9 protein-coding genes are annotated in these 10787 nt (G+C 70.5%); 5 read left to right on the top strand and 4 right to left on the bottom strand.

Annotation, left to right across the window (positions count from 1 at the left end):
• A partial coding sequence (locus tag FFS10_RS21755; protein WP_137896687.1) for a penicillin-binding protein 1A occupies window positions 1-2169 on the bottom strand: 2169 nt, incomplete at its 3' end.
• Window positions 2170-2293: 124 nt separating this feature from the next.
• On the opposite strand from FFS10_RS21755, the gene FFS10_RS21750 reads away from it, so the two are divergent.
• From FFS10_RS21750 to FFS10_RS21740, 3 genes are read left to right on the top strand one after another with little or no spacing between them, the layout of a single operon-like run.
• A complete protein-coding gene (locus tag FFS10_RS21750; protein ID WP_137896686.1) occupies window positions 2294-3307 on the top strand; it encodes an aldo/keto reductase in 1014 nt (337 codons plus the stop codon).
• On the top strand, window positions 3304-3663 hold the full coding sequence (locus FFS10_RS21745; RefSeq protein ID WP_137896685.1) for a translation initiation factor Sui1: 360 nt from the start codon (window positions 3304-3306) through the stop codon (window positions 3661-3663). The genes FFS10_RS21750 and FFS10_RS21745 overlap by 4 nt, the downstream gene beginning before the upstream one ends.
• 5 nt (window positions 3664-3668) lie before the next feature.
• Window positions 3669-3947, top strand: a complete 279-nt coding sequence (locus FFS10_RS21740; RefSeq protein ID WP_137896684.1) for a DUF3820 family protein — start codon at window positions 3669-3671, stop codon at window positions 3945-3947.
• Here the strand turns inward: FFS10_RS21740 and serB are convergent.
• A complete protein-coding gene (serB, locus tag FFS10_RS21735; protein WP_137896683.1) occupies window positions 3904-4617 on the bottom strand; it encodes a phosphoserine phosphatase SerB in 714 nt (237 codons plus the stop codon). The two genes, FFS10_RS21740 and serB, sit on opposite strands and share 44 nt — an antisense overlap.
• 17 nt (window positions 4618-4634) lie before the next feature.
• Entirely contained in the window at window positions 4635-8114 is a 3480-nt protein-coding gene (mfd, locus tag FFS10_RS21730; RefSeq protein ID WP_137896682.1) for a transcription-repair coupling factor, read from the bottom strand.
• A gap of 80 nt (window positions 8115-8194) precedes the next feature.
• Here mfd and ispD point away from each other — a divergent pair, with 80 nt between their 5' ends.
• A complete protein-coding gene (gene ispD, locus FFS10_RS21725) occupies window positions 8195-8923 on the top strand; it encodes a 2-C-methyl-D-erythritol 4-phosphate cytidylyltransferase (protein WP_137896681.1) in 729 nt (242 codons plus the stop codon).
• Between the two features lie 2 nt (window positions 8924-8925).
• A complete protein-coding gene (gene ispF, locus FFS10_RS21720; protein ID WP_137896688.1) occupies window positions 8926-9417 on the top strand; it encodes a 2-C-methyl-D-erythritol 2,4-cyclodiphosphate synthase in 492 nt (163 codons plus the stop codon).
• On the opposite strand, the gene FFS10_RS21715 is transcribed toward ispF, so the two are convergent.
• Window positions 9395-10678, bottom strand: coding sequence for a sensor histidine kinase family protein (locus FFS10_RS21715; RefSeq protein ID WP_137896689.1), 1284 nt, complete (start codon window positions 10676-10678; stop codon window positions 9395-9397). The two genes, ispF and FFS10_RS21715, sit on opposite strands and share 23 nt — an antisense overlap.
• Between the last annotated feature and the right edge of the window lie 109 nt (window positions 10679-10787).

Genomic DNA, 10787 nt, shown 5'->3' with positions numbered 1-10787 from the left:
GCGCCGGGGCTCCGGCTCGGACGCGAACAGCCTGTCCCAGCCACCCTTGAGCGAGCGCCACAGGCGCGTGAAGATGCCGGTCTCGTCGGGCGCGGAGAAGCGGACCTGCGGGTCGACCGCGCGCGAGCGCAGGGCCTGCTGGAAGAACTCGCCCACGATGGGCAGGGCGCTGTGCGCGCCCTGGCCCCAGTAGTCGCTGCGCAGCGTGATGCGGCTGTCGTTGAAGCCGACCCAGGCGCCGGCCACCAGCTGCGGGTGCATGAGGATGAACCAGCCGTCGGCATAGTCCTGCGTGGTGCCGGTCTTGCCGGCCAGGTCGGCGTGCAGGCCGTAGCGGCCGCGTATGGCAGCGCCGGTGCCGCGCTCGACCACGCCGCGCAGCACGTCGACCAAGGTGTAGGCCACGCGCTGGGGCAGCACGGCCTCGGGCGGGTCGGCGCTGAAGCTGGCCAGCACGCGGCCCTGGCGGTCCTCGATACGGCTCACCATCACGGGCTCGATATGGGCGCCGCCGTTGGCCAGGGTGCCGTAGGCCGAGACCATTTCCTTGAGCGTCACCGGGCTGGTGCCCAGCGCGAGCGAGGGCACGAGCTCGAGCCGGCTTTCGCGCACGCCCATGGCGCGCGCCAGGCGCGCGACCTCGGCCGCGCCCACGGTCTGCATGAGCTGGGCGGTGATGGTGTTCTTGGAATAGACCAAGGCGTCGCGCAGGCTCATCTCGCGCCCGCTGGGCGGCTGGTCGTCGGCGGGGCGCCAGACCTCGCCGCCGCTGAGCGTCATCTCCACCGCCTGGTCGACGAAGCTGTCGTCGGGGCTGGCGCCCTGCAGGAAGGCGGCACCGTAGACGAAGGGCTTGAAGGTCGAGCCCGGCTGGCGCCGCGCCTGCTGCACATGGTCGAAGGCGTCCTGCTCGAAGTCGCGGCTGCCGACCCAGGCGCGCACCTGGCCGCTTTGCGGGTCCAGCGCCAGGAAGCCGGCCTGTATGCGCGTCTTCTGCTCGCGCAGGGTGCGCAGGAAGGCCCCATCGGCCTGCAGCTTCTTCAGGGCCTGCTCGTGGGTTTGCCCGGCTTCGCGCGCCGCGCGGTATTCGGGGGTCTCGCGTACCAGGGCCTGGACCAGGGGCTGGCGCAGGCTCCAGCCGCCGCCGGGCGCCCAGGCGGCGTCGGCGATGGACTGCAGCAGCCGGCCCTGGCGCGCCACGGCCTGGTTGGCCCAGGCCTGCAGGCGCGAATCGATGGTGGTGCGCAGCACCAGGCCGTCGGCGTAGACGTTGTAGTCGTTGCGGTCGGCCCAGGCGATCAGCCACTTGCGCAGCTGCTGGGCGAAATGCGGCGCCGGCCCGGGGGGCTCGCTCTGGCGCTCGAAGTCCAGGCGCAGCGGCCGTCCTTTCAGGGCCTCGTAGCGCGCCGGCTCCAGCCGCTGGCGCTTGACCATCTGCGCGAGCACCGTGTTGCGGCGCTGCAGCGCCCGCTCGGGGTTGAGCACCGGGTTGTAGTAGCTCGTGCCCTTGAGCATGCCGATCAGGGTGGCGCTTTCCAGCAGGTCCAGCCTTCTGGCCGATTTGTCGAAATAGGTGCGCGCCGCCATCTCTATGCCGTAGGCGTTGTAGAGAAAGGGCACGGTGTTGAGGTAGGTCTCGAGGATTTCGTCCTTGGTGTAGAGCGCCTCGATCTTGAACGCCGTGATGGCCTCCTTGATCTTGCGCGTCAGCGTGGGCGCGCGGCCGATCTCCTCCGGGTAGAGGTTGCGCGCGAGCTGCTGCGTGATGGTGGAGCCGCCCTGGCGATCGCCCGACAGGGTCTTGAGCGCGGCCGAGGCGGTGCGCCGCCAGTCCAGCCCCCAGTGCTGGTAGAAGCGGTGGTCCTCGGTGGCGATCAGCGCGGCCACCACCTGCGGCGAGATCTCGGACAGACTGACCCACTCGCGGTTGGCACGCTTGAACTCGGCAAGCAGCTTGCCGTCGGCCGAGAGCACCTGGGCCGGCTGCTCGGACTTGGCCTTGCGGATGTCGCTGATGCCCGGGGTGAAGGGAATCAGTACCAGCGCGTAGAGCAGGAACAGGGCCGGCACGGCGAGCAGGACCCGCGCCAGGCCGCGCCGGCTGACCGGCGGCAGGTCGCTGCGGAGGCGGGCAAGGAGGTTTGTTATCTGGGCGAGGGCCAGTTTCATCGGGGAGGCATCAGGACGCGGTGGCGCGGAAGGACTGGCAAATGTAGCGCTTTTAGCGGCGGGCCGGCCGCTGCACGCGCGGTACCATCTGGGCCTGCCCACTCCCAGGATCCCGGAGCCCCCCATGCAATACCGCCCGCTCGGCAAGAGCAACCTGCAAGTCTCGGCCCTGTGCCTGGGCACCATGATGTTCGGCGACCAGACCGGGCCCGAGGAGGCCGCTGCCATCGTGGCCGATGCGCGCGAGCGCGGCGTCAACTACATCGACACGGCCGACATGTACAGCAAGGGCGGGGCCGAGACCCTGCTGGGCGCGATCCTGCAGGGCCAGCGCCACGACTGGGTGCTGGCCACCAAGCTGGGCAACAGGATGTCGGCGCGCGTGAACGAAGGCCATTACTCGCGCAGCTGGATGCTGCGCGAGCTCGAGGCCAGCCTGCAGCGCCTCGGCACCGACCATGTGGACATCCTCTACCTGCACCGCGACTACGACGGCATGGACCTGGAGGAGCCGCTGCGTGCGCTCGACGCCATGCTGCGCGACGGCAAGATCCGCTACTGGGGCCTGTCCAACTTCCGCGGCTGGCGCATCGCGGAAATCATGCGCGTGGCGGGCCAGCTCGGCATGCCGGGGCCGGTGGTCTGCCAACCCTACTACAACCTGCTCAACCGCATGCCCGAGGTCGAGATCCTGCCGGCCTGCCGGCACTACGGCATCGGCGTGACCTCCTACAGCCCGATCGCGCGCGGCGTGCTGACCGGCAAGTACCTGCCCGGCCAGGCACCGGCCGAGGGCACGCGCGCCGGCCGGGCCGACAAGCGCATGGTGGAAACCGAGTTCCGCGAGGAATCGCTGCAGATCGCGCAGCAGCTCAAGGCGCATGCCGAAGTGCGCGGCATCACGCTGGCGCAGTTCGCCACGGCCTGGGTGCTGGCTCACCGCGCGCTCAGCGCGGTGATCGCCGGCCCGCGCACCCTGGCGCAGTGGCAGGACTACCTGCCCGCGCTGGACTATGCCCTCACACCGGAGGACGAGGCCCTGGTCGACGCGCTGGTCAGCCCTGGCCACCCCTCGACGCCGGGCTATACCGATCCGTCCTACCCGCTCGAGGCGCGCGGGCGGGCTGAGCGGCCATGAGGCGCGCAGCGGAAGGCGGGCTGGTTTACTCGACGGAGGGCGGGCGCATGTGCCCGGCCTGCCGCCAGCCGCTGGCGCAATGCCTGTGCCGGCAGCGCCAGGACGCGCCGGCCGGCGACGGCAGGGTGCGCGTCTCGCGCGAGACCAAGGGCCGCGGCGGCAAGGCCGTCACGCTGGTGCGGGGCCTGGCGCTGGACGCGGCGGCGTTGGCGGCGCTGGGCAAGCAGCTCAAGGCGGCCTGCGGCTCGGGCGGCACCGTCAAGGACGGCGTGATCGAGGTGCAGGGCGACCATTGCGAGCGCGTGATCGAGGCGCTCAAGGCGCAGGGCCACAGCGTCAAGCGCGCCGGAGGGTAGTTCGGATGGATGCCGAGCAACTGCAGAAGCTGGTCACGCGCGAGATGCCCTACGGCAAGTACAAGGGCCGGCTGATCGCCGACCTGCCGGGCAACTACCTCAACTGGTTCGCGCGCGAGGGCTTTCCGCCCGGCGAGATCGGCCGGCTGCTGGCGCTGATGCACGAGATCGACCACAACGGCCTGGGCGAGCTGCTCGCGCCGCTGCGCCGCCAGGCCGCGGCCCACGGCGCCACTGCCGCTACTTCAGCAGCTCGAGCAGGCGATCCAGCCCGCCGGCGTTGATCGCCACCATGGCCTGCTCGCGCACCTTGGGCTTGGCGTGGTAGGCCACGGACAGGCCGGCCTCGCCCATCATCGGCAGGTCGTTCGCGCCGTCGCCCATGGCGATGGCCTGCTTGGCTGAGATGCCCAGTTGCTCGCAGGTCTCGAGCAGCATCCTGCGCTTCTCGGCACCGTCGCAGATGTCGCCCCAGGGCTGGTCGACCAGGCGTCCGGTCAGCACGCCGTCCCTGATCTCGAGCACGTTGGAGCGCGTGTAGTCGATGGCCAGCAGCTCGCGCAGGCGGTCGGTGAAGAAGGTGAAGCCGCCCGAGACCAGCAGCACCTTCATGCCGGCGGCCTTGCAGGCGGCGACGAGCTCGGCCGCGCCGGGATTCAGGCGCAGCCGCTGCTGGTAGACGGCGGCCATGTCGTCCACGGTCACGCCGGCCAGCAGGGCCACGCGGCTGCGCAGGCTTGCCTTGAAGTCGGCGATCTCGCCGCGCATCGCGGCCTCGGTGATGGCCGCGACGTCGTCCTTGCGGCCCACGGCTTCGGCGATCTCGTCCACGCACTCGATGTTGATCAGCGTGGAGTCCATGTCGAAGGCGATGAGCTTGAAGTCATTGAGCTTCAGCGGCGGCGTGATGCCCTGGATCACGAGGCCGGGGGCGAATTCGGTGGCTTGGGTCATGTCAGTCTGGAGGGAAATCAGGCGGTTTCGAGTTTCTGCGGCTGGCCCAGCGAGCGCAGCACGTCGCGCACCATCTGGGCTCGGGCCTTGGGGTCGGGCAGCTCGCGTTCTATGCGCAGCTTCTCGTTGCCGGCCAGCTTGATGTGGCGGTTCTTCTGGATCAGCTCGATGATGCGCATCGGGTCGATCGGCGGCTTGGGCCGGAAGGTGATGTTGATCACGCCGGGCGCCGCGTCGACCTTGGCCACGCCGTAGGGCTGGCTCAGCACGCGCAGGCGGTGCACGTCGATCAGGGTCTGGGCCTGGGCGGGCAGCTTGCCGAAGCGGTCGACGATCTCCTCGAGCAGCGCGTCGATCTGGTCCGAGGTCCTGGCCGTGGCCAGCTTCTTGTAGAAGGACAGGCGCAGGTGCACGTCGCCGCAGTAGTCGTTGGGCAGCAGGGCGGGGGCGTGCAGGTTGATGTCGGTGGTGACCGAGAGGGGGCTGAGCAGGTCCGGCTCCTTGCCGGCCTTGAGGCAGCGCACGGCCTCGGCCAGCATCTCGTTGTAGAGCTGGAAGCCCACCTCCAGCATGTTGCCGCTCTGGCTCTCGCCCAGCACCTCGCCGGCGCCGCGGATCTCGAGGTCGTGCATGGCGAGATAGAAGCCCGAGCCCAGCTCCTCCATCTGCTGGATCGCGTCCAGCCGCTGCTGGGCCTGCTTGGTCAAGCCTTCGATGTCGGGCACCATCAGGTAGGCATAGGCCTGGTGGTGGCTGCGGCCCACGCGGCCGCGCAGCTGGTGCAGCTGGGCCAGGCCGAACTTGTCGGCGCGCGACATCACGATGGTGTTGGCGCTGGGCACGTCGATGCCGGTCTCGATGATGGTCGAGCACAGCAGCAGGTTGTAGCGCTGGGCCACGAAGTCGCGCATCACGCGCTCGAGCTCGCGCTCGGGCATCTGGCCGTGGGCCACGGCGATGCGTGCCTCGGGCAGGATCTCCTCGAGTTTCTGGCGCCGGTTCTCTATGGTCTCGACCTCGTTGTGCAGGAAGTAGACCTGGCCGCCGCGCTTGAGCTCGCGCAGCACGGCCTCGCGGATCACGCCGTTGTTCTCGCTGCGCACGAAGGTCTTGATCGCCAGGCGCCGCTGCGGCGCGGTGGCGATCACGCTGAGGTCGCGCAGGCCTTCGAGCGCCATGCCCAAGGTGCGCGGGATCGGCGTGGCGGTCAGCGTGAGCACGTCCACCTCGGCGCGCAGCTGCTTCATTTGCTCCTTGTGGCGCACGCCGAAGCGGTGTTCCTCGTCGATGATGAGCAGGCCCAGGTTCTTGAAATGGGTCGATTCGCTGAGCAGCTTGTGCGTGCCGACCACGATGTCCACGCTGCCGTCGGACAGCCCCTTGAGCGCGGCCGTGATTTCCTTGCCGGATCGGAAGCGCGAGACCTCGGCCACCTTGATCGGCCATTTGGCGAAGCGGTCGACCAGGGTCTGGTAATGCTGCTCGGCCAGCAGCGTGGTGGGCGCGAGAAAGGCCACCTGCTTGCCGCCGGTGACGGCGACGAAGGCCGCGCGCAGCGCCACCTCGGTCTTGCCGAAGCCCACGTCGCCGCAGACCAGGCGGTCCATGGGGCGCGGGCTGATCATGTCCTGGATCACGGCATGGATGGCGGCGTTCTGGTCGGCCGTCTCCTCGAAGCCGAAGTCGTTGGCGAACTGCTCGTAGTCCTGCGGCGAGTACCTGAACGCATGGCCTTCGCGCGCGGCGCGCCGGGCGTAGATGTTGAGCAGCTCGGCCGCGCTGTCGCGCACCTGCTCGGCGGCCTTGCGCCTGGCCTTCTCCCACTGGCCGCTGCCGAGCTTGTGCAGCGGCGCCTCGTCGGCGCTGACGCCGGTGTAGCGGCTGATCAGCTGCAGCTGGCTGACCGGCACGTAGAGCGTGGCCTTGTCGGCGTACTCGAGGTGCAGGAACTCCTGCAGCGCGGGCGAGCCGTCGGGGTTCTTCTCGCCCAGGGCCATGTTCACCAGGCCCCGGTAGCGGCCTATGCCGTGCGCGTTGTGCACCACCGGGTCGCCGACGTTGAGCTCGGACAGGTCCTTGATCAGCGCCTCGACGTCGCTGACCTGCTCCTGCTTCTTGCGCCGGCGCGTGGTCGGGCCGGCGGCGAACAGCTCGGTCTCGGTGACGAAATCTATGCCGTCCTCTACCCACGAGAAGCCCACGGTGAGCGCGGCCGTGGCGATGCCCAGCTTCTCCTCGCTGGCCTGGAACTCGGCCAGCGCATCGAAGGCCGGCGGCTGCACGCCGCCGGCGCGCAGGAAGTCCAGCAGGCTCTCGCGCCGGCCCGCGCTCTCGGCCAGCAGCAGCACGCGCTGGGCGGTGCCGCGGATATGCGCCTGCAGCCGCGCCAGCGGCTCCTCGGCGCCGCGCAGCACGGACAGGTCGGCTAGCTTCTGGAACTGGGCGTTGTCGGCCACGTCCTCTATGCCCGGGCGTATCGCCAGCTGCGCGTGCGCCTTGGCGCGCGCGTAGAACTGCTCGGCCGAGAGGAACAGGGCCTCGGGCGGCAGGGCCGGGCGCTCGGGGTCACCCTGCACCAGGCGGTAGCGGTCGCGGGTGTCCTGCCAGAAGCGCTGGAAAGCCGGCTCCAGCTCGCCGTGCAGCACCAGGGCGGCGGCCTCGCCGAGGTAGTCGAACACGGTGGCCGTCTCGTCGAAGAACAGCGGCAGGTAGTACTCGATGCCGGCCGTGGCGACGCCGTTGCCCATGTCCTTGTAGATGCGGCTCTTGGTCGGGTCGCCTTCCAGCAGCTCGCGCCAGCGGCTGCGGAACTTGGCGCGCGCGGCCTCGTCCATGGGGAACTCGCGGCCGGGCAGCAGGCGCACCTCGGGCACGGGGTAGAGGCTGCGCTGGCTGTCCGGGTCGAAGGTGCGGATCGAGTCGATCTCGTCGTCGAACAGGTCGACGCGCAAGGGTACGGGCGAACCCATGGGGAACAGGTCGATCAGGCCGCCGCGCACCGCGTACTCGCCGGGGCTGACCACCTGGGTCACGTGGCTGTAGCCGGCCAGCGTGAGCTGGGCCTTGAGCCGGGCTTCGTCGAGCTTCTGCTTGACCTTGAAATGGAAGGTGTAGCCGGCCAGGAAGGCCGGCGGCGCCAGGCGGTAGAGCGCCGTGGTGGCCGGCACCAGCACCACGTCGGCGCCGTCTTCCTTGTCCTGCTGCGAGATGCGCCACAGCGTGGCCAGGCGCTCGCTGATCAGGTCCTGGTGCGGCGAGAAGCTGTCGTAGGGCAGGGTCTCCCAGTCCGGGAACAGCGCGCAGCGCAGCTCGGGCGCGAAGAAGGCGATCTCGTCGATCAGGCGCTGGGCGTCGCCGGCGTCGGCCGTGACGATGGCCGTGAGCCGGCCGGCCGCGCGTTCGCGCGCGGCCAGCCGCGCCAGCAGCAGGGCGTCGGCCGAGCCGGCGGGCCTGGGCAGGGTGAAGCGCTGGCCGGGGGTGAGTTTGGGTAGGTGCATGGAAGGTGCAAATGGCGCGCACCCCCCGGCCGGGCAGGCGGGGGGTGCGCTGCCGTGGATTTTAGAATGGGACGCCTGTCATGAGCGATTCCATCTCCCCATCCCCCCAAGGCGGCGCCGCGCCGCGCTGCTTCGCCCTCATCCCCTGTGCGGGCAGCGGCTCGCGCGCGGGCGCGCCGGTGCCCAAGCAGTACCAGCCGGTGGCTGGCCAGCCCATGGTGCGCCACACGCTCGCCGCTTTTGCCGCCGCGCCGCGCATTGCGCACTGCCTGGTCGTGGTGGCGCCGGGCGACGCCTTCCTGGGCCCCGGCGCACCCGGCGTTGCCATAGCCGATTGCGGCGGCGCGAGCCGCGCCGAGAGCGTGTTCAACGGCCTGGGCGCGCTGCTGGCCGGCGGCGCAGGGGCGCAGGACTGGGTGCTGGTGCACGACGCCGCGCGCTGCCTGGTCACGCCGGCGCAGATCGAGGCCTTGATCGACGCCTGCCTGGGCGACGCGGTCGGCGGCCTGCTGGCCCTGCCGCTGGCGGACACGCTGAAGCTGGCCGATGCGGGCCGCGTGGCGGCGACGCTGGAGCGCGCCGACAAATGGCTGGCGCAGACGCCGCAGATGTTCCGCATAGCCGCGCTGCGCGGGGCGCTGGCTGCGGCGGCGCCCGGCGGCTTCGCCGGCGTCACCGACGAGGCCAGCGCCATCGAGGCGGCCGGCCAGCGCCCGCTGCTGGTGCCCGGCAGCGCGCAGAATTTCAAGGTCACCTACCCCGAGGACTTCGCCCTGGCGGAGGCCGTGCTGAGGAGCCGCAACGCATGAGCATTCCATTTCGCATCGGAGAAGGCTGGGACGTGCACGCCCTGGTGCCGGGCCGCCCGCTGGTCATCGGTGGCGTGACCATCCCGCACGAGACGGGCCTGCTCGGTCATTCCGACGCCGACGTGCTGCTGCACGCCATCACCGACGCCCTGCTGGGCGCCGCCGCCCTGGGCGATATCGGCAGCCATTTCCCCGACACCGACGCGCGCTTTCGCGGCGCCGACTCGGCCCGGCTGCTGGCCGAGGCCGCGCGCCGCGTGCGCGCCCAGGGCTACGAGATCGGCAACGTGGACAGCACGGTGGTCGCGCAGGCGCCCAGGCTCGCGCCGCACATCCCGGCCATGCGCGAGGCCATCGCGCGCGCCCTGGGGCTGGAAGTGGGCCAGGTCAACGTGAAGGCCAAGACTGCGGAAAAGCTGGGCCCCGTGGGCCAGGGCCTGGCCATGGAGGCGCGCGCCGTGGTGATCCTGTTCAGGGCGCCAGCTTCAGCTTGATGTGGGCGGCCAGGCCGCCGCTCGGGCTGTTGGCCAGGGTGAAGCTGCCGCCCATGCGCTGAATCGTCTTGTCGACGATGGACAGGCCCAGGCCGGCGCCGGTGGCCGAGGTGCGGGCCGCATCGCCGCGGAAGAAGGGCTGGGTCAGGTTCTGCAGCGCCTCGGGCGCCACGCCCTGGCCATGGTCGCGCACCTTGATCAGCACCCAGGACTCGCGCGATTTGGCCGTGATTTCCACCAGCGCCACGCCGGTGTCCACGCCCTTGCCGTAGCGCCGGGCGTTTTCGAGCAGGTTGGAGAGCACGCGGCCGAGCTCGACCTCGTCGGCCATGATGCGCAGCTCGTGCGGCACCTCGACCTTGACGCGCATGTCGTCGGTGTCGCGGAACGGGTAGACGCAGCCCTCGACCACATCGGCCAGCACCACGGGCTTGAGGTCCACATGGTCGGGCCGCGCGTAGTCGAGGAACTTGTCGATGATGGCGTCGAGCTGGGCGATGTCGGCGGCCATGTGGTCGCGCGCGTCGGGGTCGGCCACGCTGAGCTCGGTCTCCAGGCGCAGGCGCGCCAGGGGCGTGCGCAGGTCGTGCGAGATGCCGGCCAGCATCACGGCCCGGTCCTGCTCGATCTTGGCCAGCTGCTCGGCCATGCGGTTGAAGCCGATGTTGACCTCGCGGATCTCGCTGGTCACCACTTTCTCGTCGAGGCGGCTGGCCACGAAGTCGCCGTCGCGCAGCCGGCTGGCCGCGAACGACAGCTGCTTGAGCGGCCGGTTGATCAGGCGCGCGATCACGGCGGCGCCAGCCAGCGAGAGCGCCGCGGCCGTCAGCAGCCAGACCAGCCAGGTCTTGCTGCCCAGCGGGGTCACGCGCGAGGGGTCGGTCAGCAGCCAGTAGGCGTCGTTGTCGATCACGAAGCCAATCCACAGGCCGGGCTCGCCGTTGACGCTGCTGGCCACCACCGTGCCCGGCCCCAGGCGGGCCGCCAGCTCCTCGGTGATGCGCTCGTCCAGCGCGCTCTTGTCGAAGCGCTCGTACTTGTCGCCGGGCTCGCGCGGCAGGATGCGCACGCCCTCCTGGTCCGCCAGGGCCTTGATCAGCGAGACCCGCGCGATCGCGTCGGAGTAGACCAGGGCAGCGCGGCTGAGGTTGACCAGCGAGGCGATCTGCTGCGCGGTCTGGATGGCGCGCGGCTCGTACTCCAGCGCGCGGAAGGTCTGCAGCCAGGCCACCGTGCTGCCGATCAGCAGCAGGGCCAGCATGAAGAAGGTGCGCCAGAACAGGTTCAGGCCGAACTTGCGGCGGCCGGAACCCGTGCCCGCCTCCAGCGCGCCTAGGCCGGATTCGTCGATGCTGAGGGGGGGCGGGCTG

Origin of the sequence: Ramlibacter sp. 2FC (assembly GCF_005503345.1) — a bacterium.
In the GTDB taxonomy this organism is placed as follows: Bacteria; Pseudomonadota; Gammaproteobacteria; order Burkholderiales; family Burkholderiaceae_C; genus SCMQ01.
Note: the sequence above shows the minus strand (reverse complement) of the source record. Positions and strands in the feature narration are given on the sequence as shown.